This window comes from Polyangium sorediatum, assembly GCF_029946465.1.
GTDB lineage: Bacteria > Myxococcota_A > Polyangia > Polyangiales > Polyangiaceae > Polyangium > Polyangium fumosum.
Genome location: NZ_JARZHI010000008.1, coordinates 119881 through 142420, shown reverse-complemented (window position 1 = coordinate 142420; position 22540 = coordinate 119881). Strand labels below are relative to the sequence as shown.

Sequence of the window (22540 nt, the reverse complement as noted above, 5' to 3'; positions counted from 1 at the left end):
CCATGGCAACGCGAAACCGACTCCTCGCTGCTCTGCTCGCGCCTGTCGCGATCCTCGCCCTCTCGGCCTGTGAGAAGACGCCCGAGCCTCCCCCGAGCGGCGCGCCGGACAAGGCGCGCCCCGCCCCCGCGGCGCCCGCGGGCAGCGCGAGCCCGGGCGCAGCCGCGCCGCAGCGGAAAGGCCCGACCGACGTCGCGTACGACGTCCCCGAGGGCTGGCAGAAGGCCGAGAACCCGAGCCCGATGCGCAAGGCGACCTTCAAGATCCCGCGGGCCGAGGGAGATTCCGAGGACGCCGAGATGAGCGTCTCGCAGGCCGGCGGCACGATCGATCAGAACGTGCAGCGCTGGTCGGGTCAGTTCGAGCGCGGAAAGGACGACACGACCACGCGACAGGATCGCAAGGTCGGGGAGCTCTCCGTGACGGTCGTCGAGATCCACGGCACGTTCTCGGGCGGCATGGGCATGCCGGGCGCTGCGCCGGCCGGGCCGAAGCCGAGCTGGGCGCTGCTCGGCGCGATCGTGGAGACCGATGGAGCGCTGACCTTCTTCAAGCTCACGGGCCCCGAGAAGACCGTCACCGCTGCGAAGCCCGCGTTCGAGAAGTTCGTCGAGAGCCTGCGCGCCAAATAGCCCTCGACGTCGCCCTCGCCGCGTTACACTGCTTTGTGCCGCGCCCCCGGAATCCCGGCTGCGGCGCTCTTCCCTCGCACGTACGTTTCCTTCTTCAGCCATCACGCCCCAGCCCGGGGCGGGAGGAGTCCCATGCGTCGCCGTCGCCGCTCCTTGAAACCGCTTTTTTATGTGCTCGCGGGCCTCACCACCGGCGCTGCCATCGCCGCCGGCTGCGCGGCTACGTCCCCCGGCAACAAGTTCGAGCCCGGTGAAGGCGGGTCCGGCGGAGAAACCCATAGCGGCGGCGGCGGCAGCATGCCCACGTCGTCCTCGAGCGGGATGGGCGGCGAAGGCGGGATCTTCATCCCGAACGACGACGGCGGAACGGACGCGCCGATCGACGTCCCGATGAACCCCTGCGGCACGCAATGCGGCCCCACGGAGCACTGCGACCCCGACCACCTCGGCACCGACGACGACTGCGACGGCGAGACGGACGAGGATTGCCCCTGCGCCGCGGGCCAGGCGCATCCCTGCTTCAAGGGCGATCCGTCCTACCGCGGCACGCCCGGCTGCTTCGACGGCACCATGAAGTGCAGCGAGAACGGCTACTGGTCGTCCTGCAACGGGGGTGTCCACGCGACCGACCTGTGCTTCCTGAACGACACGAGCGCGTGCCACCCGATGACGACGGCGCCGTTCGTCGACGTGAACCTCAAGGACGGCACGGGGAACTTCAGCGCCGACGCGCTCCCGGGCTCCGAGACGTGGACCGTCACCTGCCCCGACGGCGTGAACCCCTGCCCCGGCGTGAACGGATCGGCCCCCGCGGACGACTTCAAGCCGCTCCAGTCGGGCGAGTACACCGTGACGTACACGAAGGGCGTGGCCGGCGGCGGAACCGCGACGTGCACGTATCCGCTCTTCGTCGGCGCGCCGGGCTTGCGCGTCGAGCTCGAGTGGGAGCACGACCTCGGCGGCGACGGCGTCGACCTCGATCTGCACCTGCACCAGCCGAACAACACGCAGCCCTGGGCCATCTCGGGCGAGCCGCAGGACTGTACGTGGTCGAACTGCGTCTTCTCCTACTTCGACGACAACTCGTCCGACGCGCCGTCCTGGTTCCCGGCGAACGGGAACCCGCCGGACCCCGTGTCCTGGTACCTCGACCCGGTCTTCGAGAAAAACACCTGCTACTTCGCGCCGCGCGGCGTGGGCCAGAAATGGCAGTCCCTCGGCATGGGTTGCCACAACCCGCGGCTCGACCTCGACAACATCGACTGCGATCCGACTCTCACGGACCCGAACGCCCCCAAGTTCTGCGCGCCGGAGAACGCGAACGTCGACTTCCCCCCGAAGAACCAGTGGTTCCGCGTCGGCGTGCACTACTACAGCAATGACGCCAAGACCTACGACGTCCACCCGACGGTCAAGATCTTCTGCGACGGCGCGCTCTCGGCAGAGCTCGGGCCGAAGGGCTACTACGATCCCGAGTTGCCGATCACGTTCACCCCAGTCGACGGCGCGAAGCTGCCCGGCGGCAACCGCTTCTGGCTGGTCGCGGACGTGGCCTTCCGCGAGTCCAACCAGTGCGGCGCGCGCGGCTGCGTGGTCAAGCCGCTCTACTCGGACGAGGCCGGCAAGACCCCGCTCTTCACCTACGACGAGATCGCCGAGCAGAGCTTCGGCCCCGCCGTCCCGCCCCCGGTCTCGCCCTAGATCGGGACGTCCCCTTCGAACACCCGATGAAAGGCCGGAGGCAACACCTCCGGCCCGATCGAAGGCTCCGGCCACGTGGCCGAGAGCGTATTCCAAAGCAGAATCGTCTTGCCCGGATGGGCCACACACGCGTGGCGCAGGCCCACGAGCGCCTTGCCGCTGTACGTGATCTCGCCCGGCACGCCGAGGAGCCGCGTCACCTCGGGCGCGGCTTCGATCGCCTCGGGCGTCGGATGCCCGTAGCCGCGCCCCGCGACGCCGTGATCGACCTCGAAGCGCGGCGGCGGCAGGTTCCGCCGCAGCACGCGTGATCCCGCGTGACGCGCGAGCTTCTGCGCCGTGGCCTCGACGAGGAGCCGGAGCGTCACGCGGTTGCAGGCGAAGCGCTCGGTGATCCGCGCGGCGATCACCGTCGTCGGCCAGCCGAGCAGCATCATGCCGAGCGAGAGCGCCGCCACCGTACCGCCGCTCCCTGCGGGCAAGACGATCAGATCCGGCCGTGGCATCTCGCCCCGCGCGACCTGATCGGCGAGCTCGAACGCGGCCCCGACGTAGCCGAGGTTCGCCATCGGCCCCGACGCGCCGGGCGGCACGAAGTACGCCTTGCGCGCCCTCGCGAGCTCGCGCGCCGTGAGGATCGCCGTTCGGGCGTAGCCGCCGCCGTGGATCAGGCGCCCGCCGGCGGAAGCTTGCACCAGCAACGAACGACGCGCGAACGAGGTGATGGGCTGGTCGAAGAGCACGCTCGTCACGTCGAAGCCGAGCGCGCGGCCGAACAGGATCGTCGCGGTCACCTGCGTCGAGGCGAGGCCGCCCACGGTGACGATCTCGCGCGCGCCGCGCGCCTTCGCGTCGGCCAGGATGTGCTCGAAGCGCCGGACCTTGTTGCCACCGAAGAGCGGCGACACGAGGTCGTCGCGCTTCATCCAGACGTCGTCGCGCCCGAGGTAGTCGGCGATCGCCGTGCAGCGCTCGACCGGCGTGGGTGCGGCTGCGAGCGGCAGCCAGGGCACCACGCGGGCGAGGGCTGGGTACTCGGCGAAGAGGCGCGGCTCGCGGGGGCCCTCCGCGAGCGCGCCCGGGGTCGTCCTGGCTGCCGCGTCGTTCTTCATCGCCGGTGCGAGTAGAGCACCACGCGCGCGGCTCCGCCAGGAGGCGCCCTCGTGCTATACGGTCGCGCCACGAGGCGCGCTGCCGTTCGCGCCCGCATCGCAGAGGAGACCCGACCGATGGCTCGCGTGCACAACTTCAACGCCGGACCTGCCGCGCTCCCCCTCGCCGCGCTCGAGCGTGCCCAGCGCGAGCTGCTCGATTTCGAGGGCACGGGCATGTCGATCATCGAGCACAGCCACCGGGGCAAGGCGTTCGAGGGCGTGCACGACGAGGCCCTCTCTCTCTTCCGCGAGCTGCTCGCGATCCCCGACGACTACCACGTGCTCTTCCTCCAGGGCGGCGCGAGCCACCAGTTCGCGATGGTCCCGCTGAACCTCCTGCCTCCCGGGAAAAGCGCCGATTACGTCCTCACGGGCGGCTGGTCCGAGAAGGCGTACGAAGAGGCGGGGCGGATCGGCACGGTCCGCGTGGCTGCGACGACGGCCGAGGGCAAGCGGTACACCCGGATCCCGCGGCAGAACGAGCTCTCGCTCGATCCGAGCGCGGCGTACGTGCACATCACCACGAACAACACGCTCTTCGGCACGCAGTGGCACGACGTCCCGGTCGCGGGCGACGTCCCCCTCGTCGCGGACATGTCGAGCGATTTCCTCTGGCGCCCCATCGACGTCCGCCGGTACGCGCTGATTTACGCCGGCGCGCAGAAGAACATCGGCCCCTCGGGCGTCACGGTCGTCGTCGCGCGCAAAGATCTCGTCGAGAACAGCCGCAAGGACATCCCCAAGATCTTCCAGTACCGGACACACGCCGAGAACAACTCGCTCTACAACACGCCGCCGACGTTCGCGATTTACCTCATGCGAAACGTCCTCGCGGTCGCCAAGGAGCTCGGTGGTTTGCCCGAGATCGAGCGGAAAAACAGGGCGAAGGCGGGCTTGCTCTACGGCACGCTCGACGAGCTCTCCGGGTTTTACCGCGCGCCGGTCGAGCGCGAGAGCCGCAGCGTGATGAACGTCGTCTTCCGCCTCCCCACCGAGGAGCTCGAGAAGCGGTTCGTCGCCGAGGCTGCGAAACAAGGCATGGTCGGGCTCGCCGGCCATCGCGTCACCGGCGGCATCCGGGTCTCGCTCTACAACGCCGTGGAGCTCGCGTCTGTCGAGGCGCTCGTTCGCTTCATGAAGGATTTCGCGAAGCAATCGGGTTGACGGTGAAGTAGCTCGCAGAAAGGCCCCATTCCGCGGCCATGGCTCTAAGTCACGCGTGTGAATGCACGGGCTCGTGACGGTCACATGACGGCCCCACGCACGCCGCACCGTAACTTTCCTGCGCGCACGATCCTTCCACGCTCGGTACGACTTGGAGTAAGCTCGGACGAGCATGAGTAGCTTGGGCCCCGGAGCCGTGATTGCCGGGAAATATCGCCTGATCGGCCTCCTCGGAAAAGGAGCGATGGGCGAAGTGTGGCGCGCGGAGCACGTGACGCTCGGCGCGCCCGTCGCCATCAAGCTCATCGACGTCGATCTCCTCGGATCGAACGGCGCGAACGAGAACAGCGAGATCGTCCAGCGCTTCTTCCGCGAGGCGAAGGCCGCCGCCGCGCTGCGCACGCCGCACGTCGTGCAGATCCAGGATCACGGCTACGACGGAGCCCTTCCCTACATCGCGATGGAGATGCTCGAGGGCGAGACGCTCGAGCAGCGCATCGAGCGCGTGCGGGTGCTCCCGCCGCTGATGATCACCACGATCATCACGCATATCGCGCGCGCCGTGGGCAAGGCGCACGAGGCCGGCATCGTCCACCGCGATCTCAAGCCGAGCAACGTCTTCCTCGTGCGCAACGACGAGGACGAGATCGCGAAGGTCCTCGACTTCGGCATCGCGAAGGCCATCGGCGGCGGCGTGCTCGGCAGCCAGGGCGGCGTCTCCACGCGCACCGGCTCGGTCGTCGGCACGCCTTGCTACATGAGCCCGGAGCAAGCGCTCGGGAACAAGACGATCGATCAACGCGCCGATCTCTGGGCGCTCGGCGTCATCGCCTACGAGTGCGTGACCGGCATCCGCCCCTTCGACAGCGAGGCCCTCGGCGATCTCATCGTGCAGATCTGCGCGCGCCCCTTGCCCGTGCCCTCCGCCGTCGCGCCCGTCCCCGATGGCTTCGACCATTGGTTCGCCAAGGCCTGCTCGCGCGAGCCGAACGAGCGCTTCCAGACCGCGAAGGAACTCGCCGAGTCGCTGCGCTGGATCCTCTGCCCGGATCAATCGGGCGTCTGGAAGCTCAGCCAGACGCATCCCTCGCTGCCGAACATCGTGATGCCGCATGCGCGCGTCTCGGCCCCGGGCCCTGAGCCGTCGGCGTTCGCCAAAACGAGCACGCCCGATCCGACGACGATGACCCACCGCGGGCTCGTCTCGGCCGTCGCGCCGGCCCAGCCCGCGCAAAAGAAGACGCGCCCCGCCGTGATCGTGGGTGCGATCGCGGCCCTCGTGATCGGCGCCGCGACCGTGGGCGTGCTCCTCTCGACGAAAGGCCCGTTCGCGACGACGGACGCGACAGACCCCTCGGCCTCGCCGCCCTCCGCGTCCCCCGCGGCGCCTCCGCCAGCGGAGTCGGTCGCCGCGCCGACGACGGCTTCGGCGGCCCCTGAGCCTGCTCCTTCGCCTTCACCTTCGTCTACCGTGTCGCCCACGAGCGAGCCTGCCGCGGCGACCCCGAGCACCGCGCCGACGCCCAGCGCGGCGCCGTCGACGACCACGCGGTACCCGATCAACAAGGGCGGGACGACGACCAAGAAGTCCGGTACGACCAAGAAGCCCAACTGGGGGATCTGACGGCGACGGGCACTTCCGTTCGCGAACGGATCGAAGGAGCGTGAGGGAAACGATGCGGTTGTCGAAGTGGATCGGCTCGCTGCTCGTAGGCGCAGCTCTCTGCGCCTCGCCGGCGTGGGCGCAGCCGATCGACGATCAAGTGCGTATCGCCGCCCGCGCGCTCGCGGACGAGGGCTACGCCCTCTACGAGCAGGGCAAATACGCCGACGCGCTCGTGAAGTTCGACCGCGCCGACGCGCTCGTCAACGCGCCCACCGTAAAACTCCTCGCGGCGCGCACGCTGGAGAAGCTCGGCCGCCTCGTCGAGGCCGCGGAGCGGTACCGCTCGATCACGATCCTGCAGCTCGACGACAAGGCGCCCGAGGCCTTCCGCGACGCGCAGGAGACGGCCACCAAGGAGCTCGCCGCGCTCTCGCCGCGCATCCCCACGATCGAGCTCACCGTGCAGGGCGCCGGCGCAGAGATCGCGACCGTCATGCTCGACGGCAAGGTATTTCCGCGCGCGCTCATCGGCGTGAAGACGCCGCTGAACCCCGGCGTGCACCGCGTCGAGGCCGACACGCCGGCGTCCGCGGCCGCCCTCGACCTCAAGATCGACGAGAAGCAGGCCGCCCGTGCCGTGCTGGAGCTCAAGCCGAAGAGCGGCGTCGAGCCCGTCGGCGGCGACCTCGTCACGCCCCCCGGCGGGAGCCCCGACACGCCGCCCAAGCCCCCCGGCGCCACGCAGCGGCTCCTCGGCTACATCAGCCTCGGCGTCGGCGGCGCGGCCGCGATCGGCGGCGGCGGCGCGCTGATCAGCGCCTACACCACGCGCAGCGAAATGAAAGCGTTCTGCGAGCGCGAGGTGAACGGCGACAACCCCTGCACGAACAAGAGCGAGACCGACGACACCCCCGAGTCGCCTGTCAGATACAAGAACTACCGCGACAGCATCGACACGAAGGCGGCGATCTCGACCGCCCTGTTCGTCGTGGGCGGCGTCGGCCTCACGGCAGGGGTCGTCCTCCTCTTGACGGCGCCCAAGGCCAAGCCCGCCTCGCCCGCGAAGGCGAGCATCGAGCCCTTGATCGGCCTCGGAAGCGTCGGCCTGCGCGGCACCTTCTGACCTCGCCCGCCGGCCTCGCCGGGGCCCCGCTCGGCCGCCTGCACAAAGACTGAGAACGGGCGGGGGCTGGGCACATGTTCACCATCGATGGGACGAGCGAACCCGCCGATGGGATTGACCCCCGACGAACGTTTGGTGCTCGAAACGCGCGCCCGGGCCCCGACCGAGAAGGACACGCACGAACACACGCAGGCGGTGCGTGCGAAGATCGTGCTCGCTTGCGCCGCGGGCCATGACGTCGCGTACGTCGCGACGCACGTCGGCGTCGGGCGGCGGGTCGTCACGCGCTGGCGCGACAGGTTCGTCCGCGACCGGCTCCCGGGCCTGGAAGACCGCCCCCGGCGCGGCGCCCCCCGACGCATCTCGGACGCAACTGTCGACGAGCTCCTCCGCCGCGCGCTCGAACCTACGCCCGAGGGCGCTCGCCGCTGGTCCCGACGCACCCTCGCCAGGGCCACCGGGCTCAGCCGCTCCACCGTCGACCGCGTCCTGCGCCGTTTCTGCGTCGCCATGGGCCCCCAAAGCCCACGCCGCCCGCCCGCGCGTACCGGCTACCCGCGGAGCGCCGGGGGGCCTGCGCCTCCTCCCGGGACCGACATCGGCGCCCCCGGGTCCACATCTTCGCGCCGCCGACGGAGCGATTCCAGCCGCGAGGGGCAGTCCTCGACGGCCGACGGCGCCCCGCGGACATCCACACCCTCGCTCTGGCCCACAAAGCTTCGCCTTCGCCCGCTCGTGTAGGTAAGGCCCTCGCCTTACGTGGGATCGCCGAAAAACCCGGCCTCTCTGGCGCAATGCAGGAGGGGTTTGGCGTAACGCACTTGATCTGTTGCGAAAAACCTCATGGTCGAGGGCGGCCGCTTCCCTCGTGCTTTTGCAAGCCGATGGGCGGGCTCGTGCATCGAAGATTGCCGTCGCGCCCGCTCGATTCCGAGGAGCGTCCATCGTGGCGAAGCCGCGTGGTCTCTTCTTTGATTGGCGAGCGTATGCGCCGGAGGGGTGTGCACCTCCTTGCCCGCACGCCATCGCGCGCTCGCTCGGGCAAGGACGGGACAGACCTTTCCATGAGGCGCCGTGTTCGTCCGCTCGCCGAAAGCGAGCGAGCGATCGCGCGCTTTGCAGCATCGAGAATGAGGCTCTGCCAAACCCGATGAAGTCGTCTGTCCGGCCCGATTCTCCCATGCTCGAGCGCCCCCGTTCGTCGGGGCAAAACACGAGCATGCGAACGGTTCGGGCCGTCGTGCACGAGATCGCTCGCTCCGCGACCATTTCTCACGGCATCAGGAACACGCGCTACCGAGCGCAGCTTGACGTCATTTCGCGCGGCCCAACAGCAATCCGCGAAGCAACACGGCGCCCGGCTGGAGCATCGAGCGGGGCGTCACAAGGAGGGGCACATGATCGAGAAGGACCAGCACGAGACCGCGAGGAACAGCGGCGAGGCCGAGGACATGCAGCAGGCGGAGACGTCGCAGGTTCGCGCGGCACAAGCCGCCGAGCAGGCGGAGGAGCACGAGGAGGGGCCGGTCTCTTCGAGCGACCTCGGGCCGGCGACCGATCGCAAGCCCGCCTCGCAGCGAGGCTTCGCGGCCATGGAGCGCGACAAGCAGCGCGCCATCGCGAGCAAGGGTGGCAAAGCCGCGCACGAAAAGGGCACGGCCCACGAATTCACGCCCGACGAGGCGCGCCAGGCGGGCAAGAAGGGCGGCGAGGTCGTCAGCCAGAACCGCAAGCACATGGCCGAGATCGGCCGCAAAGGCGGCGAGCGCGTGAGCCAGGACCGCGAGCACATGGCGCAGATCGGCCGCAAGGGCGGCGAGGCCGTGTCGAGCGATCGGGCCCACATGGCGCAGATTGGGCGCAAGGGTGGTGAGGCGCGCGGCACCCATTGATGGCAATCGCTCGCGGGGGAGCGGCGCCCGTCGCTCCCCTCGCGCGAAACGGGTAGAGCCCGCTGGCTCGGCTCGCCGTGATGGGGCACCATCGGGGCGCGCCATGGCCATGTCTCAGCCCGGAAACCAAGGAACGACGCCGCACGACGGGAGGCTGTCGTGAGCTCGCTCGTCGTGCGTGTCGTCGGCGTGGGGGATGCTTTCACCACGCGTCATTTCAATGCAAGCTTCCTCGTCGAGGCCGGCGCGACGCGGATCCTCGTCGACGCGCCGCCCGCGCTCGGGCGGGCGCTCGGCGATCTCGGCGCGCGCGGGGGCCCTCCGATCGGGCTCGCCGACATCGATCACGTGGTCATCACGCACCTGCACGGCGATCACGTGGGGGGGCTCGAGCAGCTCCTCTTTTATCGGCGGTTCGTCACGGGGAAACGCGTCGCGCTGCACGCGGCGCCCGAGGTGCTGGCGGGGCTCTGGGAGACGCGTCTCCGGGGCGGAATGGATACCCTCATGTCGCCCGACGGAACCCGTACGTCGCTCACGCTGGACGATTATGCGGACGTGTCGCCGCTCGCTGCCGGGACGAACTCCATCGGGGATCTCGACCTCGAATGGCGCCCGACGATCCACCACATTCCTACGTCGGCGCTTCGATTTTCCGCGGGCGGGGCTCGCTTCGGGTACAGCGCCGACACGGCGTTTGATCCCACGCTGATCGACTGGCTCGCCGAGGCGGATCTCTTTTTCCACGAGACGAACCTCGGCATCCACACGCCGCTCGCCTCGCTCGTGGGGCTGCCGGAGGACGTGAAGCGCCGCATGCGGCTCATTCATTACCCGGATTTTCACGATCCGGAACACTCGCCCATCGTGTGCACGCACGAGGGCGAGCGTTTCGAGATCTGATCAGAAGCACGCGTCCGGCGTTTTCAGGAGCGCCCGCGCCGGCTCCGAGAGCGGCGCATCCGCGAGATCGCCGAGGAACGCGGTCGTCGCGGCCGGATCGTCGGCGAGCATCCGCACCCCGATGCAGATGGCCCGCGCGTGCACCGGCCGCGTCGCTTCGTCGTGCAGGAGGTCGCGCAGCACGACCACGAAGTCGCTGATGCCCGTGGCCGTGTTGAAGACCGCCCACGAGGCCCCGTTCATCGCCGACGACAAGGTCTCCGCGGTCCGCGTCGCGCGGAGCAGGTCGAGGTAAAACGTCACCCACGAGGCCGAGGTCACGTCGCGCGCGCGCCGCGCCAGGTGATCGAGGGCGATGCGACGCGCCCGGAGCGAGGGCGCCTTCGTGGCCACCACGCCGAACGTGGCGAGCTCGTGATCGTCTTGGAGCCGCAACGACGCGAGGTACTGGAGCCGCGTGAAGGCTACGTCCGCGGCCGGGAGGCCGGCTTCGAGCTTCGCCCATTCCGCGCTGAAGAGCTCATCCACCGGCACGACGTCGCTGCACGCGCCGAGCCCCGTTCCGATCCACCCGAGCCCGAACGAGGGCGGCCCCGCTTCGACGAGCGGCGCGAGGGCCGCCGCCCAGGCCTCTCGCTCCGCTGGATCCTCCGCGCTCGCCGCGAGCCCGCAGCCGAGCTGCAATGCGAGCGCCTTCGCCCCGTCCGCGTCGAGCTCGCCGAGGAGCCCCGTGATCTCGGCCGGCGTGATCATCGCCGCGCCCGACGCGCCGGCCACGCGGAGCGCATTCATCTGCGCCGCCCCGCCGAGCCCCGCGAGCACGGTTTTTCCGTTCGCCGAGAGCGGCACGCGCGCCGCGAGCCATGCGGCCGTGTTCACGTCATCCCCCGTGACCTCGAAATCCGGGTGCACGTCGCCCGGATCCACGACGAGCAAGACGTCCGTCGCCGCGGCCGGAATCACGGCCCGCGCGCCGCCGAGCAGCGAGACTTCCTCGGCCGATCCCTCCGCGCCATACCAGCGCACCACGAGCGGCGCGACGAGCGCCCCGTCGGGATCGTCGAGCCCGATCGTGAAGGCGGCATTCGCCTCCGCTTGAAGCTCGATCCGCGGCATCGCTCTCGCGTCGATCGCGCGCCGCACCCGTGCCGTCGCCTCGGGCCCGAGCGCCTCGGCAAATGCGTCGACGAACGCGTTGGTCCCGATCGTGCCGAACCTGTGCGCGTCGAGGAGCTTTCGCAGCGTCTCGAAATACACCTCGTCCCCCGCCAACCCCCGGATCTGCGCGTGCAGCCAGGCCGCGCGGCCGTACGGGCCCGACGTGTATTTGTCGGCCGGCGCGAGGGAGGGATCGCGGATGGGCACCCCGTCCTCGGGGTAGAATTGATCCCCGTGCAGCGACCCCTCCGCGCTCGCGTCCGTGAACGCGCGCCCGGCCTCGTATTCGAGCTGGTTCGCCATTCCCTCCTTGATCCACACGTCGTCCCAGGTCTCGATCGTGACGAGGTCGCCGAACCATTGATGCGCGAGCTCGTGCGCCGCGAGGTAAAAATCACCGGCGATCGCGGGCTCCGTGCTGATCGTCTCGCGCTGGAACGAGATGCCCGCGTTCTCCATGCCTCCGCCGGGGAACGAGGGCACGAGCACGAGGGCGTATCGCTCGAACGGATAGGGCCCGACGAGCGGCTCGAGCCGATCGATCATGCCGGCGAGCGCCTTCGCCATCTCGGCGTGGCTGCCGGGGAGCCCGCGGCGGTGCCAGACCTCGACGGGCAAGCCGGTCTTCGTCTGGGACTTGGCCACCTCGAACTGGCTCACGGCGAACGCCATTTGATAGGTCGGCAGCGTCCACGAGGTCTCGTATTTCACGCGGTGCGCGCCCGGCCCCTCCTCAGCGTCGAGCACGAGCCGGCCATTGGCGATGAGCTGCTCCGCGGCCGGGACCTTCAAGGCGACGGAGAACGTCGCGCGGTCGCTCGGATCGTTCGTGCAGGGCATCCACCACGACGTGCCGAGCGGCTCGGAGTCCGTGAAGACGGCCCGGCCGACGACAGGATCCCCGAGCCGCGTGGAAATGGCATACAGGTTGTCGCTCGTGCCGGCCTCGTAATCGATCTCGATCTCGACCGTTTGTCCCTTGCTGGGGTTGGGCGCGTCCTCCAGCGAGATGGCGAGCACGCCGCGCTCGGCGTCGACCTCGTACGCGGGATCCTCCACGCCGGCGATACGAACGGCCTTCACGGCGACGCGGCTGTCGAGGGCGATCGCAGGTGTATCCTCCGTAAGCGTGAGCGTCACGGAGACGGTCGCGTCGAGCTTGCGCGTATTCCAATCGAACGCGCCGTCGAGCTCGTATCGATCGACGTCATAACCGCGCGTGGCCTCCTCGAGCGGGGAGCTACCGCAGCCAATGGTCAGGAACGGGATCGTGAGGGCGGGAAGAAAAGCGAGGCAAAGAGGGCGCATGTCGCCATGCTACCCGGGCGGGCTCGGGACGCTACATGGCGATCGCGCCGAGGTCGTGTCGGACCTCGCGCGGCGGCGGGATCCACTCCTCGTCGGGGCCCTCGGCCGGGATCTCGACGGGCCTCCCATCGTACATGCGGCGCTTGGCGGGCCAGCCGAAGGTGCGGAAGAGATACCCGAGCATCGAGGGCTGATCGAGCTCCGGGTGGATGAACGGCGCGACCCGCTTCGCGTGCTCCGCGGGCAAGAGGCTCCAGTGCAGGCCCGGCTCCATGTGGTGGATCGTGTGGTAGCCGTTGTTGTAGGCCATGAAATTGACGAACTTGCCGAGGAAATTCCGCGAATGGTTGTATTCGCTCTCCTGATCACATCCGTCGTGCTGGAGGTAATTCATCGAGATGATGCCCCAGGCCGCATACTGGTGCGGGATGATCACGTAGATCAGGAATTTCTTCCAATCGAGCGCGAGGAGGACGCCCATCGTGCCGAGGAAGACCGTCGCCTCGAGGATCATCTGCCGGAACCAAGGCGGGTTCTGGCGATACATCGCCTTGAAGTACCTCATGTCGGCGATGAAGACGTCCCTGCCCACGGTCGGCATGAAGAGCAGGCCGTTCAGCAGGTTCCAGCGATACCGCACCTTCGTCGTGCGCATCACGTCGCGCCGCGTCTGCGTGTGCTTGTGGTGGCTCAGGTTGTGGCCAGGCACGAAGGCGCTGACGGGATGGCCGTAGGTCAACGTGAGCACGACCTGGAAGATGCGGTTCACCCAGCGCTTCTTGAACACGGGGGAATGCACCGTGTTGTGCGTGGCCACGGCGCCGAGGAACGAGAACACACACGTCACCGCGAGGAGCGGGATCGCGAGCCAGAGCGCGCTCGGCGCGTAGACCCACTGCACGGCGACCAGCGCGAAGTAGATCGCCACGAAGCACAACGTTCGGAGGTCCGCTCGGTAACGAAGCATGAAAAGTCACCCGGCGGGCAGCCCAGCCCACGTGTCGAAAGTTCGACACTGTGTAGCGCATTTTGGACCGTCCAGGGCGTCGAAAATGCGGCGTGGCCCGCAGGGAGGGCACGATGCTCCGGAAGTTCAGATTTCTGCGGGGGCGGGGACGCTCCTCAGCGGCTCTTCCAGGTGTCCGGGTGACGGTGAAGGTGCATCACCGCGACGATCTCGATCCGGTCCCGGGCCTCGCGATAAAGGATTCCGTAGGGGAACCGCCGCGTCTGGCAACGCCGTACGCGCTCGGAGAGCTTGGGCCATGCTGTAGGAATCTCGCAGATGCGCCGGAGGGTCGCCTCAACCTCGTCGAGGAACTCCTCGCCCAGGCCCTCGGCACGGCCCTCGTAGAACGCCGTGGCCCCCCGCAGCTCCTTCCGGGCTGCGGGGTGGAAGAAAAAACGCTTCACCGGGAGCGCGCGCGGAGCTCGCGGAGCACCTCGTCCCCATCGAGGAGCTCCACCTCACCCGCGTCGATCTGCCGGCAACGCTCCTCCGCTATCTTCGCCCACGTCCGCTCGACGGCTTCACTCTCCGACCGGCTCAGGCTCTCCAGGATGCACTGAAACAACACGGTCCGGGAGGGGACCGGCAAGGAGAGGATCTCGTCGGCGAGCCGTTGCAGTTCAGGCGGCATGGGAGTGCTCCTTGGAAGGAACTCTAGCAGGAAGTCCCGAGCCGCGCGAGACAGGTTCGTCGCGGGGTCGTTCAGCGCTCCCCTACCCCTGCAAAAACCGCCGGTATGTCTCGATCGACCAGTGCACGTCGAGGGTCCCGCACATCTCGCGGCACGAATGCATGCTGAGCATCGGCGCGCCCACGTCGACCGTCGCGATCCCGAGCGCGGCCGCCGTGATGGGGCCGATCGTGCTGCCGCAGGGCAGGTCCGAGCGGACCACGAACTTCTGCGCCGGATAGCCGACGTCGCGGCAGAGCTCCTCGAACACCGCCGCCGTGCCGCCGTCCGTCGCGTAGGACTGATTGACGTTCGATTTGATGACGAGGCCCTTGTTCAACATGGGCTGGTGCTGCGGCTCGTGCAGATCGGCGTAATTCGGGTGGAGCGCGTGGGACATGTCCGCGCTGACCAGGAACGAGCGCGCGAGCGCCCGCTGCAAGCCCTGCGGCTCGTGGTGAGGGTAGGCCTCGAGGATCCGCGCGATCGTGTCCTTGAGGACCGTGCCGGCCGCGCCCGCGGCGCTGCGGCTGCCGCACTCCTCGTGGTCGTAGAGCACGATCATACGGGTCGAAGCGCCGGGGCCACACGCGGCGGCGAGCGCCGCCGTGCCCGCGTGACAGCTCGCCAGGTTGTCCAGGCGCGCCGAGAGGACGAACTCTTGCGACAGGCCGGCGATCGCGGCCTTGGCCGTGTCGTAGAGGCAGAGATCGTAGCCGAGGATCGCCTCGGGCCGCTCGTCGAGCTCACGGGCCACGAGGGCGCGCACGTCGGGCGCGGCGCCGAGGCCGACGACCGGGACCAGGTGCTTTTGCTCGTTCAGGACGAGCCCTTCCTTGTTGACCGTGCGATTGAGGTGAATCGCGAGGTTCGGCACGCGGGCCACGGCGCGGCCGAGGTCGACGAGGCGCGCCACGGGCCGCTCGCCCTTGCGCTGGCAGAAGACGCGGCCGGCGATGGAGAGATCGCGGTCGAGCCAGGTCGAGAGGAGCACGCCGCCGTAGATCTCGACGCCGAGCTCCTGGTAGCCGGAGCGCGCGAGGTCGGCGTTGGGCTTGACGCGGAGGTTCGGCGAGTCGGTGTGGGCGCCGATCAGGCGGAAGCCGCCGAGCGCGGGGTGCTCGGCGCCGACGACGAAGGCGACGAGGGTCCCGGCGCGGAGGAAATAACGGCGATCGCCGGGCGCGAGGTGCCAGGCGTCGTGCTCGGAGAGCGCGGAGAACCCCTGCGCGGAGAGCCGCCGCGCGGCCTCCTCGGCGGCGTGGTAGGGGCTCGGGGCGTGATCGAGGAAGGCGCAGAGATCACGGGCCGCGGCGAGGCCCTGGGCGCGGAGATCGCCCTCGCCCGCTTGCAAAAGGAGGGTGTCGGTCATGGTCATGGGCGGGGCCGATGATAGCAGGCGAAACGCGCGGCGGAAGCCACTTCAGCCATCGTCGCCGTTCGCCTGCGTGCACGCGCGCCCCGCCCCAGGGTTAGCGTCCCTTCTGCCTCGTGCTCATTGAATGATGACGATCTCGGAGAACTCCACGCTGTCGAGGAGGAACGAACGGCCATTGCCGGTCGTGCCGTTGAATTTGATCTGCACGGACGTCACGTCGTTGCTCGAGCCGAAGTCCCACAGCGGGATGCGGAACGTCTGCATGTGGGCGAGGGTCCGGATGTCCGCGCAACCGAGCCCCGACAACCCCTGGACGCACATGGTGCGCGGCTGGGGGATCGCGCTGTAATCGCTCAGGTTCACGAACGTCGTGACCCCACTGTTGGTCAAGCCGATCTGGATGTCGGTCCCCGTGGCGCCCGAGAGCTGCCCGAGCCGGAAGCTCAGGTACTTGAAGCTCGTCACGTCGCGCTTGTCCGCCGGGATCGCCCAGCGAACGAAGCCGTTCGTGCCGTTCGGGGAGACGACGAGGAGCCTCGTGTCGTGAGGCGTGCCGAGCGTGAGGCTCCCGTCCGAAAGCGTGATCGATCCAATGCCGGACGTGGTCACCGTATCCCCGATGCTGCTCGGCGAGAGATTGGCGCGCTGCGCGTTGTCGATGACACGGCGGGCGGTGGGGTCGCTATACTGGCTGAACAAGCTCCCCGCGTAGCTGCCGGGCAAGGCATTGCCTCGGATGTAGTCCTCGTAATAGCTCCAATCCGACTTCAGGTGCGCCCGCAGGTACGCGTGCACGTACCCCTGCGTCGTCTCGCGCTGGGTCGCGGATCCCAGGTCCGAGAAACCGACGTGTGTGCCGCCACCGAAGAACTTCATGCTCCGGAAGAGGTCGAACGCCGAGGGTGTGCTCCAGTCGTTGTTGCCGGCCTCGTCATGGGCGCCGAAGCCGGGCAGGACGCCGACGTCTTGATCACTCGATCCGTGAAGCAGGAGATATCCCTCGGTCTGCGTGCCGAAGATGCCCTGCGTGGTGTGGCGCGTCGGGGACAATGCCACGACGGCGCGGACGTCGAAATCGTTCGCTCCCGCGAGAAGCGAGGCGACGTAGCGGGCGGTCTCCCCGCCGCGGCTATGACCCACGACGCCGAAGTGCTGCTTGTCCACGGGGTTCGCGACGGTGAAGTTGTCCACGAAGTTGTTCTGGAAGCAGGCGCTGCGCAGGTAATCGATCGCGTCCTGGGCCGCCTGCCCGTGCGTCGTGGCGTCGGGTTGAAGAAATCCAGGGGGCGCCGCCGCCACCACGTCGATGCTCGCGCTCACGAAGCCATTGCGCGCGAGGTGCGCCTGGAGGTACCCGTACTCGTCGTACCCGTATCCATTGCCGTGCAGGATCATCACGAGCGGCATGTTCGACGGCGCGGTCGACCAGCAATCGGCGCCGCTCTTGCCCCAGCGCATCTTGCCCGTCACGCCGCCGCAGGTGATGGTCCAGGAGCAGGTGCTCGAAAGCGTGGTGTCGCCTGCAGGATCCCCCGGCAAGAGCGATTGCTCGGCCTCCGCGACGTTCTCGTCGACCTCGAGCATGGCCTCCCCATCCTCCATCTCGGCCACGCAACCCACGGGCAAGAGGAGCGCGGATGTGATGGTCGCGAGCCTGCAAAGGAAAGAAGCACGAATGGTCATGGTTGGATCTCCTTGTCGCCCTCGTGTTCGCGAGGGTTCCCGGGTATCACACGGTCCATGCCAGCGGCGCGGTGCACAGGGAATCGCGCGAGATCCGAAGGACGCGTCGCCGAGGGCGCTCCTCGGGCGACACGGCGGCGTGACAGATGTGATGGCCACGTGACACCGGATCTTCGTTCGGTGTCATGCGAGCGCGACACCCCGAGGGGTTCGTCTTGACCGCCCACAACGAGCCCGAGGGCGCTCTTGCCGTGCCGATCTCGGCAAAGGCCTTCGAGGCACTTCGCGCGGGTTCCGCGACCGGCCTCGCCCTCCGGGGGGTGCATGGCGCACCCGACGGCCACGTCGCCCCAACACAGGCCGCGCCACGCAGCCATGATTCGACCGATCGCCGCGCGCAACGCGCGCAAACGCCATTCGTGACGCCCCGGGTGCCGCGTGCAGCCATTGCAAGCCGCCCTCGCACCGCTCCGAGACCCGCCCACAAGCGTTGCAAGCACCTCTCGTCCCCCTCCGAACGTCGCTTGCAAGCGTTGCAAACGCCCTTCAGGGCGTACCAAACGCCGCTTGCAACGCCTGCATGCGGCGCATTGCACGCGCACATCGCGCCTTGCAAGCGTTGCACGCGGGTCCCCTGACGCGCAGGGGGCTCCTGAAAGCGCCGCGCCGACGCAGAGCCCTTATGGAATGTCCACACACGTGCGAGCGTTCGACGCGACCGTGACTCGGCACTGGACACGAAGACAAGTTTTGCTCGGCACCACCGCCACGTTGGCGACCGCATGCGCCCCGTCACGTCGTGCCGTCCCGCCGGACCCCCCAAGCCGCGCGGAGCGCGCCCTCGCCGAGATCGAGGCGAACGTCGGCGGGCGCGTTGGCGTCTTCGCCCTCGACACCGGCACCGGGCGGCAGCTCGCTCGCCGACCGGACGAGCGCTTCGCGATGTGCTCCACGTTCAAGTGGGCGCTCGTCGCGGCCGTCCTCGCGCGCGTCGATCGCAGGCAACTATCACTCGACGAGCGCGTGCCCTATGGCTCGACCGATCTGCTCGAGCACGCTCCCATCACACGCGCGCATGTCGCCGAAGCGTCCATGACCATCGACGCCCTCGCGCAAGCCGCCGTCACGGTCAGCGACAACACGGCAGCCAACCTGCTGCTCGCGAAGGTGGGCGGTCCCGCAGGCTTCACGCATTTCGTCCGTCAACAGGGCGACTCTGTGACGCGCCTCGACCGCGACGAGCTCACCCTCAACAACAACGAGCCCGGCGACCCCCGCGACACCACGTCGCCACGTGCCATGGTGGGCCTGATGCGTCAGGTCCTCTGCGCGGACGCCCTCTCGCCCGCCAGCCGCGAGCGTTTGCTGGGCTGGCTGCGCGCGTGCGAGACGGGCAAGGACCGCCTCCGCGCCGGCCTGCCCCGGGATTGGACCACCGGCGACAAGACGGGTACCTGCCTGCGCTGCGCCGTCAACAACGTTGCCATCACGTGGCCGCCAGGTCGCGCCCCCATCCTCATCGCTGCGTACATGAGCGACGGAGAAGCGGGGCTCCTCCGCCTGAAAGCGGCACACGAGGACATCGGCAGGCTGATCGCGCAGGAGCTCTGAATCCACCCGATCAAGTTCGAGCAGGCTCCTTGGGGATGAGCTCGCCGTCCGCGGGCAAACTCCCTTCCCTCGACAGCGCGCAAAGCGCGCTGTCGCCTTCGGTCCAGGCCGTGCCTGGTCCGGGGTGCAGGGGGCGGACAGCCCCTTGCTGGGGTGCGGGGCGACGCCCCGCTCTCCCATGCCCCTTGCCAACCCCCCGTCTCCCGCCGAGGATACCGCCGAGTGTTCGAACTCCGCGTCCACGCCACGATCCGCGACATCCCCGAAGAGGCCTGGGACGCCCTCGGAGGCGTCTCCGAGGCCCCGTTCCTGGCCTGGGCGTTCTTCGACGTCCTCGAACGGACGGGCTGCGTCGAGCCGAAGTCCGGCTGGCTCCCCCACTACCTCACGCTCCACGACGAGGCCGAGCGGCTGGTCGCGGCTGCGCCTGCGTTCCTCAAGGGCAACAGCGAGGGCGAGTTCGTCTTCGACCACGCCTGGGCCAGCGCCGCCCACCGCGCCGGGATCGAGTACTTCCCCAAGCTCGTCGTCGCCGTCCCGTTCACGCCCGCGACGGCGCCGCGGCTCCTCGTCGCCGAGGGCGCAGATGCCTCGAAGGTCGCCGCGGCCATGGCCGAGGGCCTCCGGCAGCTCGTCACGCGGCTCGAGATCTCGAGCGCGCACGTCCTCTTCCCGCCCGAGGAGCAGGCGGCCGACCTCGCGCGCGCCGGCCTCGCCGAGCGGTATGGGCTCCAGTTTCATTGGAAGAACCCCGGGTACACGACGTACGACGATTTCCTCGCGCGGTTCTCGTCGAAGCGCCGCAACCAATGGAAGCGCGAGCGGCGCGAGGTGGCCGCGCAGGGGATCGAGCTCGTCACCCTGCGCGGGCGCGAGATCACGCCGGACCTCGTGGACGCCATGTATGGGTATTACACGGCCACGGTGGACAAGTTTTCTTGGGGGCGACGGTACTTGAACCGCGCGTTTTTCGAGGAGATCGTGCCGCGGCTCGGCGACGGCGTGGAGGTCGTGCTCGCCCGGGAAGGGAAACGGCCCATCGCCGGGGCTTTCAATTTCGCCGGGAAGGACGCGCTGTACGGGAGGTACTGGGGCGCCTCCGAGGAGCGGCCTTTCCTCCATTTCAATGTCTGCTTCTATCACTCGATCGAGCAGTGCATTCTGCGGAAGATCGGGCGGTTCGAGCCCGGCGCCGGGGGAGAACACAAGATGACCCGGGGGTTCGAACCCACGATCACGCGGAGCCTCCATCACGTCGCCGATCCAAGGCTCGACGCGGCGATCCGGGATTACCTCGCCCGGGAGCGGCAGGCGCTCGCGCGAGAGGCGGCAAATCCAGAGGTCGCGTTCCGCTAGGGCAGGTCCGAGGGGGTTTGGGGGCGTAGCTCCGCTCGCGGAGCTATGCCCCCAAGCGATGAGAGACCGGACGGTTCACCCCGTCTCCATGCTATGTGGCGGAGATGAGCGAGATCGAGACGCCCGCAGGAGAGGCGCGAACGGCCTCCGTCGTGAACGGGGGCCCGCTCCTCCAGCAGGCGCCGACGACGGAGGCGGAGTTCGAGCGCGGCAAGCCGCTCGACATCGCACCAGAGGCCGTCGGCGAGATGGATGAGGACACCTGGTACGCCAAGGCCTACCGGGGCGACGCGACGGCGCAGCTCACGCCTCGGGCCATCGGCATGGGCGCGGCGCTCGGGTTCTTGCTCGCGTTCACGAACCTCTACGTCGGCCTGAAGACAGGCTGGCACCTCGGCGTCGCCATCACGGCGTGCATCCTCTCGTTCTCGATCTGGGGCGCCTTCCTGCGCGCCGGGATCGTGAAGACGCCGATGACGATCCTCGAGAACAACTGCATGGCGTCGACCGCGTCCTCCGCGGGGTACTCGACCGGCGGCACCATGGTCTCGGCGATCCCGGCGCTGTTCATGCTGACCGTCTCGGCGGACAACCCCAAGGGAACCCACATCCCCTGGCCCGTCCTCGCCGCGTGGACGGTGTCGCTCGCGTTGCTCGGGACGGTGCTCGCCATCCCGATGAAGCGCAACATGATCAACCAGGAGCGCCTGCGCTTCCCCTCGGGCACGGCCGCGGCCGTGACGCTCCAGAGCCTCTACAGCCAGGGCACGAGCGCGCTCGAAAAAGGCCGCGCGCTGCTCGCGTCGGCCGCGGTGGCCGGGCTCATCCCGATCCTCAAGGACCTGAACATCGTCAAGTCGGTGGACGCGGCGGGCGTGGTGACGCGCGCGGCGCTCGTGCCGGGCGCGTCGGCGATCTTCGACTGGCTGCCCAAGGTCACGGCGGCGGGCAAGGCGTACCCGCTCTCCGCGTTCAACATCAAGCTGGATCACGGCGCGGCGCTCGTCGCGGCGGGCGCCATCGTGGGGCTCCGCGCGACGATCTCGATGATGGTGGGCGCGCTCGTGCTCGCGTTCGTCGTGACGCCGATGGCGCTCGAAGCGCAGTGGACGAACCAGCTCGGCCAGGTGGTGACGGCCGCGCTGAAGCCGCAGACGGCGTGGAAGGACATCGGGCTCTGGATCGGCGCGCCGATGCTGGTGGCGTCGGGCCTGCTCTCGTTCGTGTTGCAATGGAGGACGATCGTCCGGGCCTTCAAGAGCTTCGGGAAGGCGGCGGGCGGAGACGCGGGGGCTTCGCGGGCCGGGGTCGAGGTGCCGATGCGCTGGTTCGCGATCGGCGGGTCGATCGCGACGGTCAGCGTCGTGGTGATCGCCTGGCGTTTCTTCGGCGTGCCGCTGCACCTCGGCCTGCTCGCCGTGGGGCTCACGTTCGTGCTCTCGCTCGTGGCGTGCCGCGCGACGGGCGAGACCGACATCACGCCGACGGGCGCGATGGGCAAGATCATGCAGCTCATCTACGGCGTGCTGATCCCGCAGAGCGCGACGGCGAACCTGATGACGGCCGGCATCACGGCTGGCTCGGCGAGCGCGAGCGCGGATCTCCTGAACGATCTCAAGTCGGGGTACCTGCTCGGCGCGAACCCGCGGCGGCAGTTCGTCGCGCAGATGCTCGGGATCCTGCCGGGGACGATCGCGACGGTGATCGGCTTCTACATGCTGGTGCCGAACGCCAGCGTGCTGATGGGCGACAACCCCGCGTTCCCGGCGCCCGCGGCGCAGCAGTGGAAGGCCGTGGCCGAGGTGTTCAAGCTGGGCATCGACAACCTGCACCCGATGGCGCGGACGTGCATCGCGGTGGGCCTCGTGGTGGGCACGGCGTTGGTGGCCGTGGAGAAGCTCCTGCCGAAGTACAAGAAGTACCTCCCCTCGGCGACGGGCATCGGGCTCGGGTTCATCCTGCCGTTTTATTACCCGCTCGCGATGTTCCTCGGCGCGCTCCTCGCCTTCGTCACCGGCAAGCTGAGCAAGAAGGGCGAGGAGATGATCGTGCCGATCGCCTCGGGCGTCATCGCAGGCGAGAGCATCATCGGCGTGGTCGTGGCGACCCTGAACAACTTCGTCCTGACCTGACCGCAAAAGTCCTTGCGATGCCGATCGTCTGAGGCACATCTCATTTGTGCACCAACGATC

18 protein-coding genes are annotated in these 22540 nt (G+C 68.9%); 11 read left to right on the top strand and 7 right to left on the bottom strand.

Annotated elements, in window-relative coordinates:
- The first annotated feature begins 2 nt into the window (after positions 1–2).
- On the top strand, positions 3–632 hold the full coding sequence (locus tag QHF89_RS12575) for a hypothetical protein (protein ID WP_136934603.1): 630 nt from the start codon (positions 3–5) through the stop codon (positions 630–632).
- A gap of 132 nt (positions 633–764) precedes the next feature.
- Complete coding sequence (locus QHF89_RS12570; RefSeq protein ID WP_136968594.1) at positions 765–2333, top strand: hypothetical protein; 1569 nt, start codon at positions 765–767, stop codon at positions 2331–2333.
- Here QHF89_RS12570 and QHF89_RS12565 read toward each other — a convergent pair.
- Positions 2330–3445 carry a 1-aminocyclopropane-1-carboxylate deaminase/D-cysteine desulfhydrase gene (locus QHF89_RS12565; protein WP_136968593.1) on the bottom strand — a complete coding sequence of 372 codons (1116 nt, stop codon included), beginning with the start codon at positions 3443–3445 and terminating at the stop codon, positions 2330–2332. The two genes, QHF89_RS12570 and QHF89_RS12565, sit on opposite strands and share 4 nt — an antisense overlap.
- Before the next feature lie 117 nt (positions 3446–3562).
- Here QHF89_RS12565 and serC point away from each other — a divergent pair, with 117 nt between their 5' ends.
- The 6 genes from serC to QHF89_RS12540 all read left to right on the top strand — a co-directional run bounded on the left by serC (position 3563) and on the right by QHF89_RS12540 (position 10175).
- The gene (serC, locus tag QHF89_RS12560) at positions 3563–4651 is read left to right on the top strand and encodes a 3-phosphoserine/phosphohydroxythreonine transaminase (protein ID WP_136934600.1); all 1089 of its coding nucleotides are present in this window, start codon (positions 3563–3565) and stop codon (positions 4649–4651) included.
- 172 nt (positions 4652–4823) lie between these two features.
- Positions 4824–6275, top strand: coding sequence for a serine/threonine-protein kinase (locus tag QHF89_RS12555; protein WP_136968592.1), 1452 nt, complete (start codon positions 4824–4826; stop codon positions 6273–6275).
- A gap of 52 nt (positions 6276–6327) precedes the next feature.
- A complete protein-coding gene (locus tag QHF89_RS12550; RefSeq protein WP_136968591.1) occupies positions 6328–7380 on the top strand; it encodes a tetratricopeptide repeat protein in 1053 nt (350 codons plus the stop codon).
- A gap of 87 nt (positions 7381–7467) precedes the next feature.
- The gene (locus tag QHF89_RS50170) at positions 7468–8121 is read left to right on the top strand and encodes a helix-turn-helix domain-containing protein (RefSeq protein WP_136968590.1); all 654 of its coding nucleotides are present in this window, start codon (positions 7468–7470) and stop codon (positions 8119–8121) included.
- Between the two features lie 851 nt (positions 8122–8972).
- A complete protein-coding gene (locus tag QHF89_RS50165) occupies positions 8973–9272 on the top strand; it encodes a KGG domain-containing protein (RefSeq protein WP_136934640.1) in 300 nt (99 codons plus the stop codon).
- 159 nt (positions 9273–9431) lie between these two features.
- Positions 9432–10175, top strand: coding sequence for an MBL fold metallo-hydrolase (locus tag QHF89_RS12540; RefSeq protein ID WP_284720412.1), 744 nt, complete (start codon positions 9432–9434; stop codon positions 10173–10175).
- Here the strand turns inward: QHF89_RS12540 and QHF89_RS12535 are convergent, their stop codons facing one another.
- The 6 genes from QHF89_RS12535 to QHF89_RS12510 all read right to left on the bottom strand — a co-directional run bounded on the left by QHF89_RS12535 (position 10176) and on the right by QHF89_RS12510 (position 17381).
- Positions 10176–12641, bottom strand: a complete 2466-nt coding sequence (locus QHF89_RS12535) for a M1 family metallopeptidase (protein ID WP_136968588.1) — start codon at positions 12639–12641, stop codon at positions 10176–10178. It lies immediately after the preceding gene.
- Positions 12642–12672: 31 nt separating this feature from the next.
- Positions 12673–13608: a fatty acid desaturase family protein gene (locus QHF89_RS12530; RefSeq protein WP_136968587.1), complete on the bottom strand. Its 936-nt coding sequence runs from the start codon at positions 13606–13608 to the stop codon at positions 12673–12675.
- Positions 13609–13763: 155 nt separating this feature from the next.
- Positions 13764–14054 (bottom strand): type II toxin-antitoxin system RelE/ParE family toxin, encoded by a 291-nt coding sequence (locus QHF89_RS12525; protein WP_136968586.1) that lies wholly within the window; start codon positions 14052–14054, stop codon positions 13764–13766.
- Positions 14051–14281 (bottom strand): addiction module protein, encoded by a 231-nt coding sequence (locus QHF89_RS12520; RefSeq protein WP_136968585.1) that lies wholly within the window; start codon positions 14279–14281, stop codon positions 14051–14053. Before QHF89_RS12520 ends, QHF89_RS12525 begins: the two co-directional genes overlap by 4 nt.
- An 82-nt stretch (positions 14282–14363) precedes the next feature.
- On the bottom strand, positions 14364–15692 hold the full coding sequence (locus tag QHF89_RS12515) for a M18 family aminopeptidase (RefSeq protein ID WP_136968584.1): 1329 nt from the start codon (positions 15690–15692) through the stop codon (positions 14364–14366).
- A 123-nt stretch (positions 15693–15815) separates the two neighbouring features.
- On the bottom strand, positions 15816–17381 hold the full coding sequence (locus QHF89_RS12510) for an alpha/beta fold hydrolase (protein WP_136968583.1): 1566 nt from the start codon (positions 17379–17381) through the stop codon (positions 15816–15818).
- Positions 17382–18152: 771 nt separating this feature from the next.
- Between QHF89_RS12510 and bla the strand changes: the two genes are divergently transcribed.
- The 3 genes from bla to QHF89_RS12495 all read left to right on the top strand — a co-directional run bounded on the left by bla (position 18153) and on the right by QHF89_RS12495 (position 22480).
- Complete coding sequence (bla, locus tag QHF89_RS12505; RefSeq protein ID WP_284720411.1) at positions 18153–18992, top strand: class A beta-lactamase; 840 nt, start codon at positions 18153–18155, stop codon at positions 18990–18992.
- 222 nt (positions 18993–19214) lie between these two features.
- A complete protein-coding gene (locus QHF89_RS12500) occupies positions 19215–20348 on the top strand; it encodes a GNAT family N-acetyltransferase (RefSeq protein WP_136968581.1) in 1134 nt (377 codons plus the stop codon).
- A 104-nt stretch (positions 20349–20452) separates the two neighbouring features.
- A complete protein-coding gene (locus QHF89_RS12495) occupies positions 20453–22480 on the top strand; it encodes an OPT family oligopeptide transporter (RefSeq protein WP_136968580.1) in 2028 nt (675 codons plus the stop codon).
- Positions 22481–22540 lie beyond the last annotated feature (60 nt).